Source organism: Nocardia sp. CNS-044 (genome assembly GCF_059570515.1).
The window spans coordinates 143,809-169,044 of record NZ_JCANSX010000001.1; the positions used below are offsets into that span (position 1 = coordinate 143,809).

Consider the following 25,236-nt stretch of genomic DNA (forward strand, 5'->3'; position numbering starts at 1 on the left):
CCTCACATCCGGAAGACGCCGAAGCCCTCGGCGCCCTTGATCGGGGCATTGTGGATGGCCGAGAGCGCCATGCCCAATACCGTGCGGGTGTCGCGGGGGTCGATGACGCCGTCGTCGTAGAGCCTGCCCGACATGAACATCGGCAGCGACTCGGCCTCGATCTGCGCCTCGATCATGGCGCGCATGCTCGCGTCGGCCTCCTCGTTGAACGGCATGCCCTTGGCCTCTGCGGCGGCCCGGCCGACGATGGAAATGACACCGGCCAGCTGCGCACCGCCCATGACCGCGGATTTCGCACTGGGCCAGGCGAAGACGAAGCGCGGATCGTAGGCGCGACCGCACATGCCGTAGTGGCCCGCGCCGTAGGAGGCGCCCATCAGCAGCGAGATGTGCGGCACCTTCGAGTTGGAGACCGCGTTGATCATCATCGCGCCGTGCTTGATGATGCCCTTCTGCTCGAACTCCTTGCCGACCATGTAGCCGGTGGTGTTGTGCAGGAACAACAGTGGCGTAGCCGACTGGTTGGCCAGCTGGATGAACTGCGCCGCCTTCTGCGCCTCCTCGGAGAACAGCACACCGCGCGCGTTGGCGAGGATGCCGACCGGATAACCGTGCAGCTCGGCCCAACCGGTGACCAGGCTGCTGCCGTACAGCGGCTTGAACTCGTCGAAATCGGAGCCGTCCACGACGCGCGCGATCACCTCGCGCGGATCGAACGGAATCTTCAGATCGGAAGGAACGATGCCGAGGAGCTCCTCCTGATCGAACAGCGGCTCGATCACCTCCGCGCGCGGCGCCGGACCCTGCTTCTTCCAGTTCAGACGCTTGACGATGGAGCGGCCGATGCGGATCGCGTCCTGCTCGTCGGCGGCCAGATAGTCGGCCAGACCCGAAGTCCGAGCGTGCATTTCGGCGCCGCCCAGGGATTCGTCGTCGGACTCCTCACCGGTGGCCATCTTCACCAACGGCGGACCGCCGAGGAAGACCTTGGAGCGCTCCTTGATCATCACCGTGTAGTCGGACATGCCGGGGATGTAGGCGCCGCCCGCGGTGGAGTTGCCGAACACCAGAGCGATGGTCGGGATGCCCATCGCGGAAAGCTTCGTCAGGTCGCGGAACATCCGGCCGCCCGGGACGAAAACCTCCTTCTGCGTGGGCAAGTCGGCGCCGCCGGACTCCACGAGTCCGATCACCGGCAGCCGGTTCTCCATGGCGATGTCGTTCATGCGCAGGTTCTTGCGCAGCGTCCACGGGTTGGAAGTACCGCCGCGCACCGTGGGATCCGGTGCGACGATCATGCATTCGACGCCCTCGACGATGCCGATGCCCGCGATGACGCTGCCACCCACGTGGAAGTCGCTGCCCCACGCGGCGAGCGGGCACAGCTCGAGGAACGGCGAGTCCTCGTCGATGAGCAGCTCGATGCGTTCGCGCGCGGTCAGCTTGCCGCGCTTGCGGTGCCGCGCCATCTTGTCCGGGCCGCCGCCCGCGACGTTCTTGGCGAATTCGGCGCCGATCTCGGCGAGCTTGGTGTTCATCGCCTCGGCGGCGGCGGTGTACTCCGCCGAGCCGCTGTCGAGGGTGCTGCGCAGGCGGGTCATGACTGGTACCCCAATCGTTTGGCGGCGAGTGCGGTCAGGATCTCGGTGGTGCCACCGCCGATGCCGAGGATGCGGATGTCACGGTACTGGCGCTCGACCTCGGACTCGCTCATGTAGCCGAGGCCGCCGAAGAGCTGAACGGCCTGGTTGGCGACCCACTCGCCCGCCTCGACGGCGGTGTTCTTGGCGAAGCACACCTCGGCGATCAGGTCCGTCTCGCCATTGGCGCTGCGCTGCACCACATCTCGGGTGTAGACGCGGGCGACGTCGACGCGCCGCGCCATCTCGGTCACCGTGTTCTGCACGGCCTGCCTGCTGATCAGCGGGCGGCCGAAGGTTTCGCGGTTGCGCACCCATTCGAGGGTCAGGTCCAGGCAACGCTGCGCCTGCGAATACGCCTGCACCGCGAGGCCGACCCGCTCGCTGACGAACGCGCCCGCGATCTGATAGAAGCCGGAGTTCTCCGGGCCCACCAGGTTCTCCACCGGCACCCGCACGTCCACGTAGGACAGTTCCGCGGTGTCGGAGGCGCGCCAGCCCATCTTGTCCAGCTTGCGGCTGACGGTGAAGCCGGGCGTGCCCTTCTCCACCACCAGCAGCGAGATGCCTCCCGAGCCCGGGCCGCCGGTGCGCACCGCGGTGACCACGAAGTCGGCGCGACAGCCGGAGGTGATGTAGGTCTTCGCGCCGTTGACGATGTAGTGGTCGCCGTCGCGGCGAGCGGTGGTGGTGAGGTGGCCGACGTCGGAGCCGCCGCCCGGCTCGGTGATGGCCAGCGAGCCGATCTTCTCACCAGCCAGGGTCGGGCGGGCGAAGCGCTCGATCAGGTCCTCGTTGCCGGAGGCGATGATGTGCGGCACCGAGATGCCGCAGGTGAACAGCGAGGCGAACAGGCCGCCGGAGGCGCCCGCCTGGTGCATCTCCTCGCAGACGATCATGGCGTCGACGCCGTCACCGCCGGAGCCGCCCGCCGACTCGGGGAACTGGATGCCGAGCAGGCCGAGCGCGCCCGCCTTCTTGTGCAGTTCGCGCGGGATCTCGCCGTCGCGCTCCCACTGGTCGAGGTACGGCAGAATCTCGCGCTCGACGAAACCGCGCACGGTGGCGCGCAATTCGCGCCGTTCCGGCGTATTCCACGGACTGACTACGGCACTGGTCATGAGAGCAGCTCCACGGGGATATCGAGGTGACGGGAGCGCAGCCATTCGCCGAGCCCCTTGGCCTGCGGATCGAAACGGGCCTGGTAGGCCACGCCCTTGCCGAGCAGGCCGGAGACGATGAAGTTCACGGCGCGCAGGTTCGGCAGCACGTGCCTGGTGACGGTGAGCGGCGCGGCCTCCGGCAGCAGTTCTTTGATCCGCTCGACGGTGAGCGTGTGGACCAGCCAGCGCCACTGCTCGTCGGTGCGCACCCAGACGCCGATGTTCGCGTCACCACCCTTGTCGCCACTGCGGGCCAGCGCGACGGCGCCGAGCGGGGCGCGGCGAGTCTCGTTGGCGGGCAACGGCTCGGGAAGCTCGGGTTCCGGAACTCCGTCCAGCGCCACGGTTTCCGCTGCGGGGGCGACTTCGATGCGAGAGCCGTCCGGCAGCACCGCCGTATGCGGTACCTCGGTGGCGTCCACGAAACCGGCCGTGTACACGCCGTACGGCGAGCCGTTTCCCGGCACGGCGGTGAAGCTGCATCCCGGGTAGCTGGCCAGGGCGAGTTCCACCGCGACGCTGGAGAAGGCGCGGCCGACCTTGTTCGGGTCCTGGTCGCGGACCACGCAGCGCAGCAGCGCGCTGGCCTGCTCCTCGGTGTCGGCGTCCGGCCGGTCCAGCCGGGCGAGGGTCCATTCCAGCTCGGCCGGGCGCACCGGCAGCCAGGACTCCAGTTGCCGTTGCGCCAGTGCGGCTTTCGCCTCGATGTCGAGGCCGGTGAGCACGAATTCCATCTCGTTGCGGAAACCGCCGAGGGTGTTCAGCGAGACCTTGAGTTGCGGCGGCGGCGCCTCGCCCGCGACACCGCTGATGAGCACGCGGTCGGGGGCTTCCTGGGTGAGCCGGATGGTGTCGAGCCGTGTCGTGACGTCCGGGCCCGCGTAGCGCGCGCCCTGGATCTCGTACATCAGCTGCGCCTCGACCGTGTCGACCGTGACCGCACCGCCGGTGCCCTCGTGCTTGGTGATCACGCTGCTGCCGTCGCGGCGGATCTCGGCGATTGGAAAGCCCGGCCTGCCGAGATCGGCTAGTTCGGTGAAGAAGGCGTAGTTGCCGCCGGTCGCCTGGGTGCTGCACTCGATGACGTGGCCCGCGACGACCGCGCCCGCGAGCGCGTCGTAATCCGCTCGGCCCCACCCGAAGTGCGCGGCCGCCGGGCCGACGATCACCGAGGCGTCGGTGACCCGGCCGGTGACGACGATGTCGGCGCCCGCGTTCAGGCATTCGACGATGCCCCACGCGCCGAGATAGGCGTTCGCCGTGAGCGGGCTGCCGAGGCCGAGTTCGCTTGCGCGCGAGAGCAGATCGTCGCCCTCGACGTGCGCGATCTTCGCGTCGAGCCCGAGATCGGCGGCCACCTTGCGCAACTTCTCGGCCAGCCCGGCCGGGTTCAGACCGCCCGCGTTGGCGACGATCTGCACATTGCGCTCCAGCGCCAGCCCGAGGCACTCCTCGATCTGCTTGACGAAGGTCTTGGCGTAGCCGAGACTCGGGTCCTTCATCCGGTCCCTGCCCAGGATCAACATGGTGAGCTCGGCGAGGTAGTCGCCGGTGAGCACATCGAGTTGCCCGCCTTCGAGCATCTCGCGCATGGCGCTGAGCCGATCACCATAGAACCCGGAACAGTTGCCGATGCGGATGACATCCGGATCGGCGGCCAACTTACTCATCAGCCGGAGGCCTCCTTGCGGTGGAGTTCGCGTTCCGGTGTTCAGCATCACATCCGCCCGCGAAAAAATCAAGCGCGCGTGCTTGTTAATAGTTGAAGCAGGTCAGGCCCCTCCACAGGGGCAGCCCAGTGGACCCAGCAGAATGGCCTCATGTCCACCGACCTAACCGTTGTCCTGCTGCTCGCCCTGTCCGGGTTCTTGATCGGCGGCGCGTACTCCACGTGGAAGACCTCCCGCCCGCTCTCCATCTCCCTCGCGGTCTGCGCCGTCCTCGCCGCAGGCGGCGCCATAGCCTGGGGCTTCGCGTAGCGACTGCGATGAGTCGAACCCCTTCTTCGCGGTGCGCAGTGCGGCCTCGTCGAAGGCGCGGATGCGGGCGGTCTCGCGGGCGGCGCGCCAGACGAAACCCCATTCGACCGGCGGTGCGTCGGCGATGGGCAGATAGACGACATCGGGGCGCAGGTAGAACTTGGTGACCTGGGCGCCGCAGACGAAGGCGCCGGCGCCTGCTCCGATCATGGTGAGGACTTCCTGGAAGGTGTGCGCGGTGCGGCCGTGTGGGATCGGTCTACCGTTCGGGGTCTCCCGCGGGATGCGGTCGTCCAGAACCGACTGCGGCAGGCTGCTCGGCATCCGCAGCAGGGTGAACTCGGCCAGGTCTTCCAGTGAGATCGACTCCCGCCCGGCCATCGGGTGCTTCGCGGGGATGGCGAGCATGCGCCGATCGCTGATCAGCGTGGGCCCGGTGACCAGATCCGGTTCGTCGATAGGGCGGCTGATCAGCACCATGTCGTAGGCATCGCTGCGCCAGCCGTCCAGACCGTCGGTGATCTGCACCTCCCGGATGCGCACCTCCGCGCCCGGATGTTCGACCCGGAAGTTCTCCGTGGTGCGCAGAATCAACTGTCCGGCAGCGGCCCCCACGAAGCCCACCGTGAGGACGCCCTCGATGCCGCGGCCGGCATCGGTCGCGCGGCGCACCGCCTGCTGGATCTGTTCGTGACCGCGTCGCAGGTCGTCGCGCAACTGCCGACCGATGGGCGTGAGCGCGACGCGGCGGCTAGTGCGCTCGAACAAAGGCGCGCCGATGCGGCGTTCCATCCGCTGGATGGTCTGACTGATGCGGCCGGTGGACACCCGCAACCGTTCGGCGGCCCGGCTGAAGTGCAGTTCCTCGGCCACCGCCAAGAACGCCTCGATTTCGTTCCGTTCCAACACTTTTGCTCGCTCTCGATTGTTTAGTCGATGTGAACGACCGTTGCCGACCGTGTCGTTGTTACGGAGGCCGCGCGATCCGATGCTCGGAAGTGGCGATTGCTCGTGCCATTGCGAAAGGAAAAGTCATGAGCGGCAACACCAAACACACACTGGTTCTCGGCGGCACCGGGAAGACCGGCGGCCGGATCGTCGAACGCCTGCGGGCGCGCGGGGTGCAGGTGCGGGTCGGATCCCGATCGGCGCAGCCGCCGTTCGACTGGGACAATCCAGCCACCTGGGCTCCGGCGCTCCTGGACGTCGAGGCCGTCTACATCACCTTCCAGCCCGATCTCGCGGTCCCCGGCGCACCCGACACGGTGCGCGCCTTCGGGGAGATGGCCGCGACGGCCGGAGTGCGGCGGGTGGTCTTGCTGTCCGGCCGCGGCGAGGAGGAGGCGCAGGCGGCGGAAGAGTTGCTCGCACAGGTGCATCCGGGATTGACCGTCATCCGCTCCAGCTTCTTCGCGCAGAACTTCGACGAAGGCCACTTCGCGGAGGAGATCAAGGCCGGTCAGCTGGTACTGCCCGTCGGTGAGGTGGTGGAACCGTTCATCGATATCGATGACATCGCCGACCTCGCGGTCGCCGCCCTCACCGAGGACGGGCACGCCGGTCAGATCTACGAAGTGACCGGCCCGCGGCTGCTCACCTTCGCCGAGGCGGTCGCCGAAATCGCCGCCGCCGCAGGGCGTCCGATCGAGTTCGTGCAGGTCGCGCCGGAGGACTACGCGGACGCGGCGCGCAGCCAGGGCCTGCCGGACGAACTGGTCGACTTCCTCATCTACCTGTTCACCACGGTGCTGGACGGCCGCAACGCCCACGTGACGGACGGCATCGAGCGCGGGCTGGGTCGCAAGCCGGGCGATTTCGCCGATTACGTGCGCAAGACCGCCGCCACCGGCGTCTGGAATGCGTAATAGCAAGTGCGACAATAGGTTCCTCCGCGCCGACCGCCCGGTGCTCGGCGACCGGGTTCGAACCGCCGGTCCAAGTCGGCTCACCAGACCGCTGGCGGTCGGCCGTCGATGAACCGTAATCGGGAGCCGGCGAACCGGCTGCGGGTCGCCTGAAATTCGGATACCACAACGCCCCGTCCGTCCGCCGATACGTGCGGTTCGGCCGGGGCGTTGTCGCACCCGACGCACTAATCGTCCGTACGACAGGTCGGCCGTGACCGGGCGCAGGAGAACCGACACGGCCTCGACCTGGGGTTCCGGTTTCGCCAGCCAGGGGCCTGACTCAGTTCCTCGACAACCGGAAGATGCGCAGGTCTTCCGGTACGCCACTGAGCGGGGCCGCGAAGAAACTGCGTCGGTAGGGCTTGACGGTCAAGCCCAGTTCCGCGAGTGTTTCCGGCTCCAGTGACCGGAGGGTGGCCTCGGAGATCATGGTGTTGCCGTTGCCGCCCGCCTCCATGACGCGCGCGGCGATGGTGACGTCGACGCCGAGCCAGTCGCCGCCGATCTCCCGCGGTGAACCGGTGTGCAGGCCCATTCGCATCCGCGGGCGATAGCCGCGCAAATCGATGTCGGCCAGGTTGCGCCTGGCCTGTATCGCGGCGCGCACGGCGCGGTCGGCCGAAGGAAACACGGCCATGAGCCCGTCGCCCATGCGCTTCACCACCCGGCCGCCGCGTTCGGCGATCGGCGGTTCGATGGCTTTGGCGACCTCACGCAGCAGTTCGAGGGTCGCCTCGTCGCCCGCCGTCAGCGACCAACTGGAGAAGGCGACCAGGTCGGTGAACATGACAGTTATTTCTTCGCTACCCTTGCCGCGGCCGACCCGCTCCAGCATGGCCTGCCAGACCTGGAGCGCGCCGAAGCCGATCTCGCGCGCCGCGCTCGGGGTGTCGCCCACCAGCTTGTCGGCGGCCCTGGCGACCGCGCGGGCGCCGCCCGGCCCGCTGACCGACAGCGGATCGCCGAAGGACGGGTCACCCGGAAGTTGTTCGCGCGCTTTGCGCAGCACCCCGATGAGGTCCGGCCGCTGGTTGGCCGCGTTCATCAGCGCGGAGATCTGCGCCTTGCGAAGAGGCGCCGAACGCCGGGCGCCGCCCGCCTCCTCGGCGGGCACCAGCGGAATCACGACCTCGGGTTCGACACCGCCGTTGTCCTCCGGCCGCGACCCAGGCTCGGCACCGCCGGAAGGTGTATCGCTCACGCCCCGAGCGTATCTCAGCCACACGGCCCGCTGCTGCCTACTCGCGATCGCCACCCGACACCTCCCGCCGCCTCCCGATCGGACGGAGCGACCATCCCGACCGGTTTGCAGACCGATAGCGAGATGGTTGCCGAATCCGAATTAATGCTACTGCTGGTATCAGCATTTCGGCAGTGACGGCGGGCACAGGGAGAGCAGGCAGGACGAGCCCGTCGTATTGCTCACCGAACGACCGGGGCCGGTACGCACAAGCGCCACCGGCCCGGCGCCGAAGGGGGATTTCTCCGGGCGCCGGGCCGGTGGCCCGCACAGTCCGCCGGGCAGTGGCGGGCAGTGCTACCGGGTACGCGGACCTCCCGACAAGGTCGCGTCCCCCGAGCCCGAGCGGCGAGGGAGGGCAGCTCGGGCAGTCTTCGGTTTTCTCAGGCGTCGCGCTTGTTCACCACGACCAGGGCCGCGCCGAACACGATGGCGACGAAGGCCGCGAAGTAGAGCAGCGCGGGCCAGGCGCCCCAGTGCCACGGCAAGCCGGTGTCCCCGAGACCGAGGAAACGGTTCGCGTTCTGGAAGGGCAGGAACACCTGGATGTTGCGGCCGTACTTGCCGAACGCGCCGATGATCGGCTCGATCAGCACCGGCCAGACGATCAGCAGCGACAGCGCGCCCGCCGACTGGCGGATCAGGGCGCCGACGCCCACCGAGAGGAAGACGACCAGCGCGGCGAAGATCGGGACCGCGTAGAAGACCTTCAGGTCGCCGTCGGTCAGGCTGAGCTTGCTGCCGACATCGCTGTCGGTCAGCGCCTTCAGAATGAGGAAGCTGAGGAAGGTCAGGATCGCGGAGAGCACCGCGGCGCCGACCGCGATCATGCTCGCCTTGGTGACCAGCACCGTGGAACGGTGGGGCGCGGCGAGGAAGGTGGCCTTGATGGTGCCGAAGCGGTATTCGCTCGTCACCGCCAACGCGGCCAGGATCATGATCAGGATGTAGCCGAAGCCCGGAATGAACGAGACGCCGGTGATGCCGAGGCCCGCCATCACATTCTCCGCGTACGGCGGTTCCGGCGCGATCGTCGGGTCGTCCTGGTAGGCATTCATCGACACGTTCAGCAGCAGGCTGAACAGCGCCGTGATACCCAGGGCGAAGACCACCGTCAGGGCGGCGCACCACCAGGGCGACCTGGTCGAGGTGAGTTTGATTCGTTCCGCTGCCAACACGCCCATCAGAGCGCACCTCCCATCGCTGTGTAGGACGCGGCGTCCGCGGGTCCCTTCGTGGTTACGCCAGCTGCCGCCTCCGGGCCCGTCGCTCCCGCCGGATCGAAACCTTCGCCGTGGTACTGCACCGAACCACCCGTCATCCGCATGAACGCCTCCTCCAGCGAGGCCCGCTGCGGCGAGAGCTCGAACAGCGTGATGTCGTTCGCGCCCGCCAGCTTGCCGACCGCGTCGCTCGGGACGCCCGCCACCAGCAGCGCGGGTCCGTCCGCGCCCGCCCCGTCCTCACGGACGGTCATCCCGTTGGACGTGAGCAGGCTGCGCAGCTGGTCCAGCTGCGGGCTGCGCACCCGGACCGACTGCTCGGAGGCGCGCTCGATGAACTCGCGCGTGGTGGTGTCGGCGATCAGCTGACCGCGCCCGATCACCACCAGGTGCTCGGCGGTCTGCGCCATCTCGGAGAGCAGATGGCTGGAGACCAGCACGGTGCGCCCCTCGGCCGCCAACCGCTGCATGAACCGGCGGATCCACAGGATGCCCTCCGGGTCGAGGCCGTTCACCGGCTCGTCGAACAGCAGCACCTCGGGATCGCCGAGCAGGGCGCCCGCCAAGCCGAGCCGCTGCGACATGCCGAGCGAGAAACCGCCCGCGTTCTTGCCCGCGACCTCGGAGAGTCCGACCAGCCGCAGCACCTCGTCCACCCGGGACTTGGCGATGCCGTTGGACGCCGCGAGCCATTGCAGGTGCGAGCGCGCCGAACGGTTGGGATGCACCCACTTGGCGTCGAGCAGCGCGCCGACGGTTCGTAGCGGATGATCCAGGTCGTGGTACGGCTTGCCCTTGATGAGCGCGGTACCCGCGGTCGGCTTGTCGAGGCCCAGGATCATCCGCATCGTCGTGGACTTGCCTGCGCCGTTCGGTCCCAGGAAGCCCGTCACCTGTCCGGGTCGCACGGTGAAGGACAGATCCTGAACCGCGGCGGTCTGGCCGTAATGTTTGGTCAGGCCCCTCAGTTCGATCATGCCGTCCAGCATTCCGCAAAACCGCGGCTCGCGCGTCACTACAAAGACGTCAATCGCGTCATCCTTGCGGATGAGTCGCCCCTGAGTGCGTGGGTTCAGAGCTCCGGGGAGGACGCCTGAGCCCAGAAACGCTTGGGGATGCGGCCCGCCTGTCTGGCCAGGTAGCCCGCGCGCACGGCGTCGGCCATCGCGGCGGCCATCAGCTCGGGGTGCTTCGCCCGGGTGACGGCGGTGGCGAGCAGCACCGCGGAGCAGCCGAGCTCCATGGCGAGGGCGGCGTCGCTCGCGGTGCCGATGCCCGCGTCCAGGATCACCGGCACGCCCGCGGCGGCCACGATCATCTCGATGTTGTGCGGGTTGCCGATGCCGAGACCCGTGCCGATCGGAGCGCCGAGCGGCATGACGGCGGCGCAGCCCGCGTCCTCCAGGCGCCGCGCCAGCACCGGGTCGTCGGAGGTGTAGGGCAGCACGACGAACCCCGCGTCCACCAATTGCTCGGCGGCGCTGAGCAATTCGATCGGATCGGGCAGCAGGGTCCGCTCGTCGGCGATGACCTCGAGCTTCACCCAGTTGGTGTCGAGCGCCTCGGCGGCCAGCTGCGCGGTGAGCACGGCCTCGGCGGCGGTGCGACAGCCCGCGGTGTTCGGCAGCGGCATGATGTCCAGGCGTTTCAGCAGGTCGAGCACGCCGGTCCCGCCCGCGGCGTCCACCCGGCGCATGGCGACGGTGGTCAGCTCGGTGCCGGAGGCGACCAGCGCCTCCTCGAGCACGGCGAGGCTTTCGGCGCCGCCGGTACCCATGATGAGCCGGGAACCGAACTCGCGGTCGGCGATGCGTAGCGGCGCGTTACCCACCTTGAACCGCCGTCAGGACCTCGATGCTCCAGCCGCGGCCGACGGGCTCGTCCCAGCGCGACTTCGGGAACACCGCGCCGTCCACCGCCAGCGCCACGCCCTGACAGGGCAGCTCGAGGCGGGCCAAAAGCTCACGGACGGTGAGTGGTTCGGCGAATTCGTGATCCTGCCCGTTCACGGTGACGCCGATGGGGACGGATGTCGCGGTCATCGAACTCCTCCTGCGGTGGATAGGGACGACGCTCTCGGCGTCGTCGAAAAGCGTTGCGGGTCGGCGGCTTCCGCTTCGGGCAGCACCGCGCCGGACAACAGGCTCAGTACCGCGTCGACGGTCAGCGGCACGGTGAGCATGCCGTTGCGGCCGTGCCCGGTGGCGGCGATCACCCGGTCGGTGAGCCTGCCGATCAGCGGCAGGTTGTCGGGGCTGCCGGGCCGGGAACCCGCGGCCGCCTCGGCCAGTTCGTATTCGCCGATGCCGGGCAGCACGGCCTCGGCGTCGGCGATCAGGTCGCGGACGCCCGCCACGGTCACGGCCGTGTCGAAACCCGCCTCGTATTGCGTTGCGCCGACGACGATTCCGTCCCGGCGCGGGACCAGATACACCGGCCTGCCGTGCACCCTGGCCCGGATCACCCGCCGCGGCGCGGGCGCGGCGCCCGGCCGATGGCGCAGGCGCAGGATCTCCCCCTTGACAGGTCGCACCGGAAGGTCCGGCCACAGCCGCGCCGAGGCGGCGCCTGCGGCGAGCACGATCTGGTCGAAGGCGAGCGCGTCGAGATCGGTGACCTCCTCGGCGCGCAGTTCGACGCCCGCGGCGGCCACGGCGTGCCGCAGGCCGTCGAGCAGGCGCCGGTTGTCGATGGCGGGTTCGGCCGCCGCCAGCAAACCCGCGCGCACGGTGCGCGCGAGCGCCGGTTCCAGTTCGCGGACGCCCGCGCGGTCCAGCACGCGCAGCTCGTGACCGTGTCCGCCGACCCAGTCGGCGACGGTGCGCAGATCGGCGGCATCGGCGCCGTCCAGCGCGACGGTCAGGGTCTCGTCGGCGACGAAGACCTCCGCGCCGGAGACGGATTCCAGCCGCGCCGCGAACTCCGGCCAGCGGGCGAGCGCGGCCGCGCCGAATTCCAGAACGCGATCCTCACCGGGCCAGCCCTCGGACAGCGGCGCCAGCATTCCCCCGGCTACCCACGAGGCGCCCGATCCGACGGCGGGATCGAACAGCGTGACCTGCCATCCCGCCTCGGCGGCCCGCCACGCCACCGCCAGCCCGATGGCGCCGCCACCGACGACGGCGAGAGTCCGCATTCTGTCCACCTACCTCATCCGCGCGGGGGTACTCGGGCGCCATGTCAGCGCGCCGCGGCCGCCGCGCCCGACCCGCCTCCTGTTCGCATCCCCACGGTAGCGCGGCTACCGTCGAAGACGTGCAACCCTCCCTCCCGAACCGAACGCTGCCGCCACGGGAGCGCCTGGCCACCGCGCGGCTCTATCTGTGCACCGACGCCCGGCGCGAGAAGGGCGATCTGGCCAGGTTCGCCGAAGCCGCGCTCGCGGGCGGGGTTGACATCATCCAGCTCAGAGACAAGGGATCACCGGGCGAGGCCAAGTTCGGGCCGATGGAGGCCAAGGCGGAACTCGGCGCGCTCGCGGAGCTGAAGGCCGCCACCCGCAGGCACGGCGCGCTGCTCGCGGTGAACGACCGCGCCGATATCGCGCTGGCCGCGAACGCCGACGTGCTGCACCTCGGCCAGGGCGACCTCCCGCCCTGGTACGCGCGCCGCATCCTCGGACCGGACGTGGTGATCGGCCGCTCGACGCACAACAGGGCACAGGCCGGTCTGGCCGCCATCGATGAGCACATCGACTACTTCTGCACCGGTCCGGTGTGGTCGACGCCGACCAAGCCCGGCCGCCAGGCCGCGGGCATCGAGCTGATCCGCTCCACCGCCGACGCGCACCCGACCAGGCCGTGGTTCGCCATCGGCGGCATCGATCAGCAGCGGCTGCCCGAGTTGCTCGCGGCGGGCGCGGACCGGATCGTGGTGGTGCGGGCGATCACCGAGGCCCGCGATCCCGAGGCCGCGGCCCGCGAACTGAAGTCCGCGCTGCTCGCCAACAGCAGGACGTAGTCAGCCCAGGATCTGTCCTCTGGTCAGCGAGAGCACGGCGACGGGGGACGGTAGTTCTCCGGCTTCGGGTTCGTTCTCGGTGATCCGCGCGACGCCGCCCGGCCCTTCGGGATCCGAGTGCAGCCAGATGAAGCCCTGGTCGGCGAGGTCGACGGTGCGCGGAAGGGCCGCGGCGAGGGCACGCGAGTCGTCGAGCTCGGCGAGGCTGGCGCGGGCCGGGACCGCACGCAAGGCGGGCCAGGCCACGGCGAAACCGGGATGCAGCGGCCGCGCGTCGACCTCGTCCTCCGGCACCCAGGCCAGTTCGACGCTCTCCCGGTTGGCGCTGGTCGGCAAGGTCATCACCGCGTCGGCGATCACCGTGGTGTAGGTCCAGCCGCTGAGCGCGGACGCCGTGATGCGTTCGGCGCGCACCCGGACGTCGACGGGATGGATGCCCGCCTCCTCCCAGGCTTCGCGCACCGCCGCGTGCACCGGGGTCTCGTGGCTGTCGCGGGCGCCGCCGGGCAGCGCCCAGGTGCCGCCCTGGTGACTCCACAGGGCGCGGTGCTGGAGCAGCACCGCCGAGCCACCCGCCGCGAGCGGCGCGCGCAGCAACAATCCGGCAGCGCCGAACCGCCCCCAATGCTTCAGGCCGTCCGGGCCTCGCGACCACCCGTCGCCGTCACCGCGCATCGCTAACCATCCTCATCCAGCCGTTGACGTGTCCGCACCGCAGAGCGGACAGCAGGGGGTGTTCGACACGCCACGGCACCGGTAGGACCACAATAAACTGCGACGCAGGGGCACAGGTGGGACGCGGACCCGGAGGTGGACGATGGCTCGGACCGAGCAGCTGGCGGCCGGGCGGCCGCCGTCGGCCGCCGCCGAGCCCGCGCGCCTGCCGTTCGGCGCCGTGTCCGCCGCGACGGTCCGCGAGCACCTCGATCCCGCCAACCTGCGGTCCTTCGCGAATTCTTCGCCCGGCCGTCTGATCGCCATCGGATTGCTGCTCATCGGCCTGTGCCTGACCGCGGGGGCGGTGACCGCGTCGATGGTGAGCGATCGCCAAGAAGCGCTACGCATTCTGCTCGACGACACCGAGCCCGACGCGCACTCCGCGCACCGCCTCTACACGTCGCTGTCCATCGCCGACGCGGCCGCGAGCACCGCGTTCATCTCGGGCGGCGTCGAGCCGGAAGCGGTGCGCGACAGATACTCCCAGGCGGTCGGCGAGGCGGCGGCCGAGCTGGTCGCCCAGTCCGGACACACCGTCGGCCACCCCGATCCTGGCGCGGATGTGCGGCTGCGCACCGGCATCGCGACCGAGCTACCGGTGTACGCCGGGCTGATCGAGGCCGCACGCACCAACAACCGCAGCGGGTATCCCGTCGGAGCGGCCTATTTGAGCGAAGCGTCGAACCAGATGCAGACCACCCTGCTTCCGATGGCCGAGGAGCTGCAAGACCACCGCGCCGAGGCCGTGAACGCGGCGCAGCGGGCCCACGTCCGTCCGCCGTGGATGGCCATCGGCTTGCTGATCCTCGTGCTCGCCGTGCTGGTCTGGGCGCAGACCCAGCTGGCGCGACGGTGGCGGCGCACCTTCAACGCCGGTCTGCTGCTCGCCTCCGCCGCGATGCTGGCTCTGTTGGCGTGGACGGTGATCGCCGGATCGGTCTCGGCCACTTCGATGATCAGCGGACGCGACGACGGCGCCGTGCCCGCTTCCCGGCTGATCGAAGGCCGCATCCTCGCCCAGCAGGCGCGCGCCGCGGAGACGCTGAAACTGGTGCGGCGCGATGCGACCGGCTACTACGACCGCACCTTCGACGCCGGCATCGCCCGCCTCGACGAGCTGCTCGGCGGCTACCCGCATGCGGCGCCCGCCACCGAGAGCGTCGCGAGTGCCCGTGCCGCGCTGGACCGTTGGCGCGCGTCGCACCACCGGATGAACGAAGCGCTCGCGCGTGGCGACTTCATCGGCGCGGCCGCGGTGGCCACCGGACCCGGCGCGGCCCAGTCGACTGCGCACGTCGAAGCGCTGGACCGCTCGCTCGGGGACGGCATCACCGATACGCGAAACACCTTGCGCGACGACATCTCCCAGGCCGTCCGGGTACTCGACTATCTCGCGACCGGCGCCATGGCGCTCGGCATCGTCGCCGCCGCCTACGTCGGCGTCGGTCTCTGGCCTCGATTGCGAGAATATCGATGAACACCGCACCGATGAGCACGGCGCGCGGCCTGTTGGCCGCAGCGGTCGCCGCCACCGCCTTCCTCGGTGGCTGCGCGGCCGGGCCCGACCCGGTCGACCACGCCACGATCGGCACTTACACCGAACCGCCGCTGCCCGCGCAAGCCAGCCCGCTGAACACCGACGCGCCGCTGCCGAGCGCCACCGAACCGGAGTGCGGCGACCCGACCGCCAGCCTGCGCCCCACCGGCTCCGGCCGCGCCGCCAGCGGGCCGAACATCGACGCCATCCGCGCCCGCGGCAGGTTGCTCGTCGGTCTGGACACCGGAAGCAATCTGTTCAGCTTCCGCGATCCGGTCAGCGGCACCATCGTCGGCTTCGACGCCGACATCGCCCGCGAGATCGCGCGCGATCTGCTCGGCAGTCCGGATCTGATCGAATTCCGCAGCCTCGCCTCGGCCGACCGCGAGAAGGTGCTCCAGGAACGCACGGTGGACGTGGTGGTCAAGACGATGACCATCACCTGCGAGCGCCGCGAAAAGGTCGCGTTCTCGACCGTCTATCTGCGGGCCGACCAGCGGGTGCTGGTCATGAAGAACTCCGGCATCACCGGCGTCGCCGATCTCGCGGGCAAGCGGGTGTGCGTGGTGAGCGGCACCACCTCGCTGGACCGGCTCCGGCGCGAACAGCCCGCCGCCACCATCCTGACCGTGCCTACCTGGGCCGATTGCCTCGTCGTCCTGCAACAGCGGCAAGTCGACGCGGTGAGCACCGACGACGCGATCCTGGCCGGCTTGGCAGCGCAGGATCCGTACACCGAGTTGGTCGGCGACAGCATCAGCGCCGAGCCGTACGGCATCGGAATCCACAAGGACGCCGACGATTTGGTGCGGTTCGTGAACGGCACGCTGGAGCGGCTGCGCACCGACGGCACCTGGACCAGGATCTACCAGCAGTGGCTGGCGGTCCTCGGTCCGACGCCCGCTCCGCCCGATGCCGCGTACCAGGACTGAGGCGATGACAACGCGATACCACCCCTTCCCGCGACCGGAGGACGACCGGCCCGCTGGTGGTTCCGTGCCGTCCGGGTCGGAGTCACGGGAGTCCGAGGCGCCGCCGACCATTCGCTGGTCCGATCCGGTTGCTCACCATGGTGAGGCCGGGCCGGTCTGCGGCGCAGCGGATTCCGGCGAAGATTCCGGTACGACCAGTGCGTCCTCGAACTCCGAAGACGAGCACGCCCGGCCGGCCAGGCCCGGCGACGGTGGTATGCCGACCGAGGCGAGCGCGCCGGAAATCGCAGCGCCGCAATCGAACCGATCGGACGAGCCACCCGGCACCGTGGCGGTCGCGCCCGAGCCACCAGGCACCATGGCGGTCGCCCTGGAACCGCCCGGCACGACGGCCGCCCCGGCCCTCGACGAGACCCGGCGCTCCGAGCCGGATTCCGGTGGTGCATCGCGCACTTCGGGTCGTAGCGTGCGTACCGCACGTTCTCGGCCTTCGATGCGCAGGCTCGGCGGCGGCTTGGTGCCGATACCGGCGGTGCCGCCCGCGGATCCGATGTCGGCCGTGCTCACCGATCCGGTGGTGTCCGAGGGCAGGCGCTTCTGTTGGCGCTGTGGCAATCCCGTGGGCCGAGCCACCGCCGTGCGTCCGGCGACGACGGTCGGCACCTGCGAGACTTGCGAGGCGCCTTACGATTTCCGTCCGTCGCTGCACCCTGGCGACATGGTGTCCGGCCAGTACGAGATCCAGGGTTGCCTGGCGCACGGCGGACTCGGCTGGATCTACCTCGCTATCGACCGCAATGTCAGCGACCGGTGGGTGGTGCTCAAGGGCCTGCTGCACGCGGGCGACGCGGAGGCGCAGGCCGTGGCGGTGGCCGAGCGCCAATTCCTCGCCGAGGTCGCCCATCCCAGCATCGTCAAGATCCACAACTTCGTCGAGCATCCCGGTTCGGACGGCTCGCCCATCGGCTACATCGTGATGGAGTACGTCGGCGGGCAGTCACTGCGCGCGGTCCTGGACACCTTCGAACGGCCCGCGCGGATGCCGGTCGCCGAGGCGATCGCGTACGTGCTGGAGATCCTGCCCGCGCTGGACTACCTGCATTCGATCGGCCTGACCTACAACGACCTCAAGCCGGACAACATCATGATCACCGAGGACCAGGTCAAACTGATCGACCTCGGCGCGGTCTCCACCATCGAGGCGTACGGAAACCTTTACGGCACCAGGGGTTTCCAGGCGCCCGAGATCGCCAAGACCGGTCCGACGGTGGCCTCCGACATCTTCACGGTCGGCCGCACGCTGGCGGTGCTCACCCTGAACATGCCCATGGAGCGCGGCCGCTACCAGGACGGAATCCCGGATCCCGCCGAGCATCCCGTGCTGCGACGCTACGAGTTCTTCCACCGGCTGCTGCTCAGCGCCACCGATCCCGACCCGGCGCGCCGGTTCGGCTCGGCCCGCGCGATGGCCGCGCAGCTGGCGGGCGTGCTGCGGGAGATCCTCGCGCTGGACACCGGCACCGAGCATCCACAGTTGTCCACAGTGTTCAGTCCACAGCGCACCAGCTTCGGCACCGACGAACTGATCAGGCAGACCGACGCCTACGCCGACGGCATAGGCCGCAGCAGCCTGCTGCAAGCCTCGGAAATCGCCGCCGCGCTGCCGATTCCGCTGATGGACCCCGCCGACCCCTCCGCTCCCCTGCTCGCCGCCGCGGTACACCCGGAGCCACGCCAAGCGCTGGACGCCCTCGAGGAGGCGCGGGATCGGGCGGCCGCCGACCCCGAGAACGCCCCGGAGACTTGGGATCTGGAGCTTTCGCTCGCCGAGGCGCGGGTGCGGCTGGACATGGGCGAGTCGGCGGCGGCGCTGTACCTGCTGTCCCGCATCCGGACCTACGACTGGCGCATCGACTGGTACACCGGGCTCGCGGAGCTGCGGGAGCAGAACTACGAGCGCGCCTTCGCGGCATTCGAGGCCGTGCTGCACGTGCTGCCCGGCGAGATCGCGCCCAAGCTCGCCCTCGCCGCCACCGCCGAACTCGTTTTGCAGCACTGGGATTCGCCGGATCCCGAGCAGTGGCGCGCCTACGCGGAGAAGTTCTACGGCACCGTCTGGCGCACCGACCGCGCGGTGGTGAGCGCGGCGTTCGGGCTGGCCAGGCAGCTGGCCGCCGCGGGCCAGGTCGAAGCCGCGGTGGACGCGCTGGACGAGGTGGCCACATCCGCGCGCTGCTACACCGTGGCGCGGATGACCGCGGTGCTGTTGCTGCTCACCGCATCTCCGGTCGCCGAGCTCGACGAGTCGACACTGCACTTGACGGCCTCGCGGGTGCAGGCACTGCCCCCCGGTGAGAGTCGCACACCGCAGATGCGAGTGCTCGTCCTCGGCGCCGCGCTGGCCTGGCTGCAAGCAGGCAACACCCCGAAACACCCGAACGCCAAGCTCTTGGGCGCCACGTTCACCGAACGCGACCTCCGCGACGGCACCGAATCCGGCCTCCGCGCCCTCGCCCGCCACGCCCCCGGCCGCAAACACCGCTACGCCCTCGTCGACCTCGCCAACTCCATCCGCGCCAAAACCTGGTTCTGAGTCCCGCGTGGAGCTACTCCACCACGGTCCGGACGGTTCCGATGATCAGCGCGACCGCACCCGCGAATCCGGCGATCATGAACCAGTACTCCGTCGGAATGTAGAACAGCGTGGCGCGCCGCGGGCGCATCAGGATGCCGGTGCGGGGGTCTTCCTTCGGCTGGTCGAACACGCGCTCCATCAGCAGGTTCAGCAGCCAGAATGTCGGCGAGAGCAACAGCGCGTTGATCCCCCAGAGGATTATGTTCACCGGCTCGCTGGGATGCTGCTCGCCGAGAATCCGATGCTCGAGCGCCAGCGCCGGGAAGACCACCGCGGGGATGGCCAGAAACAGCACGATGCCCCAGCGGCTCCAGATGACCATTCGTTCCCCCACAAGCTACGGCTCAGCGCCGACAACGATCTTCGACACGGCCGTCCGCGATGCCGGTGTCAACGAGTCGCCAAACTATCGGCCAGCGCCCGGGTTACGCAACTGTTGAGTCGTCGGATCAGCGCGGTTCGGAAGAACCCGGCCGCCGCGGCGGAACGGCGGCCGGGGCGGATCCGGGCGCGGGAGCAGTCGGCGTCCGGGAAGCCCGCGGGCCGCGCCGTTCCGGGGGCAGCCGGAGCGGCTGGAGGGAGGCGAGGGCATCGCTCCCGACGGCCCGCGGGTCGGCCCGGATACCTGGCGACCCCGATCCGCCTTCCATGCTGGCGCGCCGACCCTGAGGATTCCGTGAGGTTTTCTAGTCCTCGACGAGCTGGCTCGCGGCGCGGGCGATGGCCAGTTCCTCGTTGGTCGGCACCACCAAGACGGCGACGGGTGCGTCCGGTGGCGAGATGAGGCGGGCGGTGCGGTCGGCGGCGTTGTTGCGCGCCGGGTCGACCTCGATGCCGAACCCGGACAGACCGGCCAGGGCGTCGGCGCGGACCTGGGCGCTGTTCTCGCCGACACCGGCGGTGAAGGTGATGGCGTCGACGCCGCCGAGCTCGATCAAATACGCGCCGAGGTAGCGGCGCAGCCGGTGGATGTAGACGTCGTAGGCCAGCCGGGCCGCGGCGTCGCCCGCGTCGATCAGCCGTCGCAGCTCGCGGAAATCGTTGACGCCGGAGAGGCCCTTGATACCGGAATTGCGGTTGAGCAGCTCCTCGATCCGGTCGACGTCGAAGTTCGCCGAGCGCACCAGGTGGCCGATGATGCCCGGGTCGATGTCACCGCCCCGCGTGCCCATCACCAGTCCCTCCAGCGGAGTCAGCCCCATGCTGGTGTCGATCGGACGCCCGCCGCGGATCGCCGACGCGGACGCGCCGTTGCCGAGGTGGAAGACGATCTGGCGCAAGGTATTCGGATCCCGATCGAGCACCTCCGCGACCCGTCCTGACACGTATTCGTGCGAGGTGCCGTGGAAGCCGTATCTGCGAATACCATGCGCGGCGGCAATTTTCGCGTCGATGGCGTAGGTCCGCGCCGCCTCCGGCAGGCCGTGGAAGAACGCGGTGTCGAAGACCGCGACCTGCGGCACGCCGGGCAACAGCTCCCTGGTGCTCTCGATGCCGGTGACATTGGCCGGATTGTGCAGGGGGGCAAGGGCGGACAGCTTCGAGATCTCCTCGACCACGTCGTCGGTGATCAGCGTCGGCTCGTAGAACACCTCGCCGCCGTGCACCACCCGGTGCCCGACCGCGCGCACACCCGCACCGGTCAGGTCGTGGCCGGTCTCGGCGAAAATGTCGAAGACCAGCTGCAATCCGGCCTTGTGGTCGGCGATCGGCTCGGTACGTTCCACGGTGCGGTCGCCCGCGCGATGCTCGACGGCGCCCTCGCGCTCCCCGATCCGCTCCACCAGACCGGAGGCCGCCACCGCACCCGTCTCCGGGTCCAGCAGCTGGTACTTGATCGACGAGGAACCGGAGTTGATCACCAGCACAAGGTCGTCGTTGCTCATCATGCCTCCTGCGTCTGTTCGAGACCTCGCCCGCGAGCGACGTCCCTACCCGCGGCAACCAGGGTCACCGCGCGTTTGTTCCGTTCCGGCGGGTGCCCGGTGTCACTGCCCCTGCGCCTGGATGGCGGTGATCGCCACCGTGTTGACGATGTCGGCGACCAGCGCGCCGCGCGAGAGGTCGTTGACCGGCTTGCGCAGGCCTTGCAGAACCGGGCCGATCGCGATGGCGCCCGCGCTGCGCTGCACCGCCTTATAAGTGTTGTTGCCCGTGTTGAGATCGGGAAACACGAAGACCGTCGCGTGCCCGGCCACTTCGGAGTCGGGAAGCTTCGCATCGGCGACCGTCGGCTCGATCGCCGCGTCGTATTGAATCGGGCCCTCCACCAAGAGTTCCGGCGCGCGCTCGCGGACCAGTTTCGTCGCGACGCGTACCTTGTCCACGTCGGCTCCGCTGCCGGATTCGCCGGTGGAGTAGGACAGCATGGCGATCTTCGGGTCGATGCCGAAGCGCGCGGCGGTCTGCGCGGAGGAGATCGCGATATCGGCCAGCTGCTCCGAGCTCGGGTCCGGGACGACGGCGCAGTCGCCGTAGGCGAGCACCCGGTCGGCCAGGCACATCAGGAACACGCTGGAGACGGTGGAGACGCCCGGCACCGTCTTGATGATCTCGAAGGAGGGCCGGATGGTGTGCGCGGTGGTGTGCGCCGCGCCGGAGACCATGCCGTCGGCGATGCCCTTGTAGACCATCATGGTGCCGAAATAGGAGATGTCGGCGATGGTCTCGCGGGCGCGCTCCAGCGTCATGCCCTTGTGCTTGCGCAATTCGGTGTATTCGGCGGCGAATTCGTCGAGGTAGCCGGAGGTGCGCGGATCGAGCACCTCGGCCTCGGAGATGTCGACGCCGAGTTCGGCGGCCCTGGCGCGGATGGCGGACTCGTCACCGAGGATGACCAGGTCGGCGATCTTGCGCTGCAGCACTCGACCCGCCGCGCGCAGGATCCGGTCGTCGTCGCCCTCGGGCAGCACGATCCGCTTGCGATCGGCCCTGGCCTGCTCGATCAGCTGGTACTCGAACATCTGCGGTGTCACCACCGAGGTACGCGGAACGCTGATGCGCCGCAACAATTCCGGCGCGTCCACGTGCTGTTCCATCAGGGCGAGCGCGGTGTTCACCTTGCGCGGGTTGCCCGCCGACATCCGGCCCCTCGTGCGGTACGCGGCGCTGGCCGTGTCGTAGGTGCCCAGGCTCGTGGTGAGGATCGGCAGCTTCTGCTTCAGGCCCGCCATCAGTCGCGCGACCGCGGGATGGGGCAGCATGCCGCCGTTCATGATGAGGCCGGACAGCGACGGAAAGCCTTCGGCCTCATGGGCGTTCACCACGCTGAGCAGCACGTCGGAGCGGTCGCCCGGCGCGATCACCACCACGCCGTCGACCAGACGCTCCAGGATGTGCTCGGCCGTCATGCCGCCGACCATCACCTTCAGCGCCTCGCGCTGCAGCAGCTCCGGGTCGCCGCTGTACATTTCGCCGCCGACCGCCTCGCACAGCTCGGCCATCGTCGGCGCGATCAGCAACGGGACTTCCGGCAGCGACCAGGACGGCACATCGAAACCGTCGAGCAAGGAACAGATCTCGCTCAACTCGTCCGGATCGCAGCGATTCGCGACGATCGCCATCAGCGCCGCGTGCTCCTGCTGCAATTCGCTCGCGCACAGCTCGACGAGCTGCTTGATCTCGTCCGGTCTGCGATCGGCGCCGCGCACCACGAGCAGCACCGGCGCGCCGAGATTCACCGCGATCCTGGCGTTGAAGCGCAGCTCGCTGGGGCTCGCCACGTCGGTGTAGTCGCTGCCGATCACCACCACCGCGTCGCAGGCCTTGGCCACGTCGTGGAAGCGCATCACGATCTCGCTGATCGCGGCGTCCGGATCGGCGTGCACCTGTTCGTAGGTGACGCCGACGGCCTGGGCGTAGTCGATGTCCGCGGTGCTGTGCTCGAGCAGCAGCTCCAGGATGTAGTCGGGCTCGCTGGTCGAGCGGGTGATCGGCCGGAACACTCCGACCCGCGCGGTGGTGGCGCACAGCATCTGCAGCACGCCGAGCGCGACCGTCGATTTTCCGGTGTCGCCCTCCGGCGAGGCGATGTAGACGGTGGACGGAGCGGATTCGACCATGAGCCCGAGCTTAGTGAGCCGACACGCCGGTGCCCGGCCAACCGATGGCAAATATTCGGGAAATCACTTTCGATCGCCGAGGCGATGAGCCGGGCTCGTCGGGCGACGCGGGCGCTCCGCCGAACCCGGTCGCGCCGGTATATTCCGGCCCATGACGACGCAGTTCCCGGACCGGCAGTGGGGTTCGCGCACCAATCTTCTGTCCCGCGTGGCGAACAAGTTCGCCGCGACCAAGCCGGGGTCATGGGTTATTCGCAAGATCACGCCGCTGGATCGCCGGGTGCTGGAACGTACCGACGCCAAGTACACGATCCTGGGACCGATCGGCGCGCCGGTCATCCTGCTGACCACCAAGGGCCGCAAATCGGGTCAGCCGCGCACCCAGCCGCTGCTGTACGTGCACGACGGCGACACGCTGTACGTCATCGGCAGCAACTTCGGCCAGGCGCACCACCCGGCCTGGACGGCCAATCTGCTCGCCGACCCGAACGCAACGGTCGCCATCGCGGGCGAGCGCATCCCCGTCACCGCGACGCCGGTCGAGGGCGCGGCCAAGGAGCCGATCTTCCAGCGGTTCGTCGAGGTGACCGGCGCGTACGCCGCCTACCGCGATCGCACCACCCGCGATCTACGTATCTTCGCGCTGACCCGCGCCTGATTCGACCGGACGACGTTCGGCCCGTGCGGGCCAGTGGGTCGGCCAGCGGGAGTAGTCCAGATGCGAGACGCCGAGTCGGGGCTCGGGTTCACGCGAGAGCCAGGGCGAACCAGGTGCAGGCGGCGAGCAGGACGACGGTGATCACCCATACGGCGCGGGTGGTGTAGGTGTGTCGCATACCGGACCTTCCAGGTCAGACGAAGGCGAATCGTTCGGTGTGGACGCGGTCCGCCGGTACGTCCAGGTCGGCGAGAGCGTCCTCCACGGCGGTGACCATCGGTGTCGGTCCGCAGACGAAGAACTGCTGCCGTCGATGCCGGTCGGGCAGGTGCCGCCGGAGCAGCTCGCGATCGACGAACCCGCTTTCGCCGTCCCAACCAGGCGGCGGGTCCTGTGGGACCAGCACCACGGTGAGGTCCAGACGCTGCGCCAACACCGTGATCTCGTCGTCGAAGGTTTGCTCGGCCGCCGTCCGTACCGCGTAGATCAGGAGGAACGGGCGCCGGTCGCCGCGGTCGGCCATCGTGCGCAGGATCGAGATCATGGGCGTGATACCGACGCCGCCCGCGATCAGGATGAACCCCGGCCCTTCATGGCGGTCGGGAGTGAACACTCCGTGGGGGCCGTCGAGGAAGGCGCGAGTACCAGGGGCGATATCGCCGATGGTCGAAGTGAAATCGCCGAGCGCCTTGATGGTGATCGCGACGCGGCCGTGGTCTTCGGCGCTGGAGGAGAACGAGAACGGGTGGGCGGTGACCGCGAATGGTGACCGATCGACGATCAGCCACCCGAATTGCCCCGGTGCGAACCGAAATCCGCTGTGCCCGACCGGGCATAGGGTCAGGGTTCGGGCGTCGCCGCGTTCAGGGGTGAGCTGTTCGACGCGCCACGGCCGCCGCAGCCGCCGGATCGGGGCGACGACCCGCACCCACACCAGCAGCCCGACCAGCGCGACTGTCATCACTGTCCACAACCACACCTTCCAGACCGCATCGAGGTAGTAGCCGACCAGCAGCATGTGCGCCAACGCCAAACCCACCACGGCCACCGCCAGCACGCCGTGCGCCAACTGCCACACCTCGTAGCGGATGCGCAGTCGCCGCCGCCACACCGAAGTAGCCACCACGATCAGCAGCAGTACCGTGGAAGCGACCGCGCAGCGGGCGCGCCAGGGCGCCTCGGCGAGGTTCAGCAGCGCCACGATGTCGATACCACCGACTTGCAGCAGGATCGGGTGGGCCAGGATGAACGCCAGCGCCACGTAGGAGATCTGGCGGTGGAACTGAACCAGCGCGTCCTCACCGAAGGGCGCCGCGACCGCCCGGAACCGAGCGACCAGCGCGAATTGCGCACCAAGCATCGACATACCGACGAATCCCAGCGCCACCGAGAATTCCACCCAGAAACCCCGGCCGCCCTCGACCGGTCCGATCACGGCGAACACCAGCGGCACCACCGCCACCGCCACGTAGAGCGCGATCCACCCGATTCCCCGAACCACCACAGACACCACTACCTCCCGGTCGATGGGATGTACGGCTGTGCCCGGCCGGCACGCGTCCCACGCTATCCGCGACTTCGCCG

At 69.4% G+C, this 25,236-nt stretch carries 21 protein-coding genes and 1 pseudogene; 7 read left to right on the plus strand and 15 right to left on the minus strand.

Annotated features, from left to right (window positions below; genetic code table 11):
* Positions 1–2 precede the first annotated feature (2 nt).
* The 3 genes from T333_RS00685 to T333_RS00695 are packed head-to-tail and all read right to left on the minus strand — an operon-like array spanning position 3 to position 4,473.
* A complete protein-coding gene (locus T333_RS00685; protein WP_496423400.1) occupies positions 3–1,601 on the minus strand; it encodes an acyl-CoA carboxylase subunit beta in 1,599 nt (532 codons plus the stop codon).
* The gene (locus T333_RS00690; RefSeq protein ID WP_496423401.1) at positions 1,598–2,761 is read right to left on the minus strand and encodes an acyl-CoA dehydrogenase family protein; all 1,164 of its coding nucleotides are present in this window, start codon (positions 2,759–2,761) and stop codon (positions 1,598–1,600) included. Before T333_RS00690 ends, T333_RS00685 begins: the two co-directional genes overlap by 4 nt.
* Positions 2,758–4,473, minus strand: a complete 1,716-nt coding sequence (locus T333_RS00695; protein WP_496423402.1) for an acyclic terpene utilization AtuA family protein — start codon at positions 4,471–4,473, stop codon at positions 2,758–2,760. The genes T333_RS00690 and T333_RS00695 overlap by 4 nt, the downstream gene beginning before the upstream one ends.
* A 150-nt stretch (positions 4,474–4,623) precedes the next feature.
* Here T333_RS00695 and T333_RS00700 point away from each other — a divergent pair, with 150 nt between their 5' ends.
* Entirely contained in the window at positions 4,624–4,782 is a 159-nt protein-coding gene (locus T333_RS00700; protein WP_354998663.1) for a CG2302 family histidine operon protein, read from the plus strand.
* A 48-nt stretch (positions 4,783–4,830) separates the two neighbouring features.
* Here the strand turns inward: T333_RS00700 and T333_RS00705 are convergent.
* Positions 4,831–5,691: pseudogene (locus T333_RS00705) on the minus strand (LysR family transcriptional regulator); the annotation flags it as partial.
* Positions 5,692–5,816: 125 nt separating this feature from the next.
* Here T333_RS00705 and T333_RS00710 point away from each other — a divergent pair.
* Positions 5,817–6,647, plus strand: coding sequence for a Rossmann-fold NAD(P)-binding domain-containing protein (locus T333_RS00710; RefSeq protein ID WP_496423403.1), 831 nt, complete (start codon positions 5,817–5,819; stop codon positions 6,645–6,647).
* Between the two features lie 322 nt (positions 6,648–6,969).
* On the opposite strand, the gene T333_RS00715 is transcribed toward T333_RS00710, so the two are convergent.
* From T333_RS00715 to thiO, 6 genes are all read right to left on the minus strand, one after another.
* Positions 6,970–7,890, minus strand: coding sequence for an adenylate/guanylate cyclase domain-containing protein (locus T333_RS00715; RefSeq protein WP_496423404.1), 921 nt, complete (start codon positions 7,888–7,890; stop codon positions 6,970–6,972).
* 422 nt (positions 7,891–8,312) lie between these two features.
* Complete coding sequence (locus tag T333_RS00720; RefSeq protein WP_496423405.1) at positions 8,313–9,113, minus strand: ABC transporter permease; 801 nt, start codon at positions 9,111–9,113, stop codon at positions 8,313–8,315.
* Positions 9,113–10,129: an ABC transporter ATP-binding protein gene (locus tag T333_RS00725; protein ID WP_354998659.1), complete on the minus strand. Its 1,017-nt coding sequence runs from the start codon at positions 10,127–10,129 to the stop codon at positions 9,113–9,115. The genes T333_RS00720 and T333_RS00725 overlap by 1 nt, the downstream gene beginning before the upstream one ends.
* 95 nt (positions 10,130–10,224) lie before the next feature.
* Positions 10,225–10,983, minus strand: a complete 759-nt coding sequence (locus tag T333_RS00730) for a thiazole synthase (RefSeq protein ID WP_354998658.1) — start codon at positions 10,981–10,983, stop codon at positions 10,225–10,227.
* Positions 10,976–11,194, minus strand: coding sequence for a sulfur carrier protein ThiS (thiS, locus tag T333_RS00735; RefSeq protein ID WP_253813837.1), 219 nt, complete (start codon positions 11,192–11,194; stop codon positions 10,976–10,978). Before thiS ends, T333_RS00730 begins: the two co-directional genes overlap by 8 nt.
* A complete protein-coding gene (gene thiO, locus T333_RS00740) occupies positions 11,191–12,288 on the minus strand; it encodes a glycine oxidase ThiO (protein WP_496423406.1) in 1,098 nt (365 codons plus the stop codon). The genes thiS and thiO overlap by 4 nt, the downstream gene beginning before the upstream one ends.
* A gap of 119 nt (positions 12,289–12,407) precedes the next feature.
* Between thiO and thiE the strand changes: the two genes are divergently transcribed.
* Complete coding sequence (gene thiE, locus T333_RS00745; RefSeq protein WP_354998656.1) at positions 12,408–13,112, plus strand: thiamine phosphate synthase; 705 nt, start codon at positions 12,408–12,410, stop codon at positions 13,110–13,112.
* Here thiE and T333_RS00750 read toward each other — a convergent pair whose 3' ends face one another.
* A complete protein-coding gene (locus T333_RS00750) occupies positions 13,113–13,787 on the minus strand; it encodes an NUDIX hydrolase (RefSeq protein WP_354998655.1) in 675 nt (224 codons plus the stop codon).
* Positions 13,788–13,929: 142 nt separating this feature from the next.
* Here T333_RS00750 and T333_RS00755 point away from each other — a divergent pair, with 142 nt between their 5' ends.
* From T333_RS00755 to T333_RS00765, 3 genes are all read left to right on the plus strand, one after another.
* The gene (locus T333_RS00755; RefSeq protein ID WP_354998654.1) at positions 13,930–15,306 is read left to right on the plus strand and encodes a GlnX family signal transduction membrane protein; all 1,377 of its coding nucleotides are present in this window, start codon (positions 13,930–13,932) and stop codon (positions 15,304–15,306) included.
* 11 nt (positions 15,307–15,317) lie between these two features.
* A complete protein-coding gene (locus tag T333_RS00760; protein ID WP_496423422.1) occupies positions 15,318–16,298 on the plus strand; it encodes a glutamate ABC transporter substrate-binding protein in 981 nt (326 codons plus the stop codon).
* Between the two features lie 256 nt (positions 16,299–16,554).
* On the plus strand, positions 16,555–18,891 hold the full coding sequence (locus T333_RS00765; RefSeq protein WP_496423423.1) for a serine/threonine-protein kinase PknG: 2,337 nt from the start codon (positions 16,555–16,557) through the stop codon (positions 18,889–18,891).
* Positions 18,892–18,904: 13 nt separating this feature from the next.
* Here the strand turns inward: T333_RS00765 and T333_RS00770 are convergent, their stop codons facing one another.
* The 3 genes from T333_RS00770 to pta form a co-directional block, all read right to left on the minus strand.
* Complete coding sequence (locus T333_RS00770) at positions 18,905–19,255, minus strand: hypothetical protein (RefSeq protein WP_496423407.1); 351 nt, start codon at positions 19,253–19,255, stop codon at positions 18,905–18,907.
* A gap of 364 nt (positions 19,256–19,619) precedes the next feature.
* Complete coding sequence (locus T333_RS00775) at positions 19,620–20,819, minus strand: acetate kinase (RefSeq protein ID WP_496423408.1); 1,200 nt, start codon at positions 20,817–20,819, stop codon at positions 19,620–19,622.
* A gap of 102 nt (positions 20,820–20,921) precedes the next feature.
* Positions 20,922–22,994 (minus strand): phosphate acetyltransferase, encoded by a 2,073-nt coding sequence (pta, locus tag T333_RS00780; RefSeq protein WP_496423409.1) that lies wholly within the window; start codon positions 22,992–22,994, stop codon positions 20,922–20,924.
* A 151-nt stretch (positions 22,995–23,145) separates the two neighbouring features.
* On the opposite strand from pta, the gene T333_RS00785 reads away from it, so the two are divergent.
* Positions 23,146–23,652 (plus strand): nitroreductase/quinone reductase family protein, encoded by a 507-nt coding sequence (locus T333_RS00785; protein WP_354998648.1) that lies wholly within the window; start codon positions 23,146–23,148, stop codon positions 23,650–23,652.
* Between the two features lie 193 nt (positions 23,653–23,845).
* Here the strand turns inward: T333_RS00785 and T333_RS00790 are convergent, their stop codons facing one another.
* On the minus strand, positions 23,846–25,153 hold the full coding sequence (locus T333_RS00790) for a ferredoxin reductase family protein (RefSeq protein WP_496423410.1): 1,308 nt from the start codon (positions 25,151–25,153) through the stop codon (positions 23,846–23,848).
* Positions 25,154–25,236: the final 83 nt, after the last annotated feature.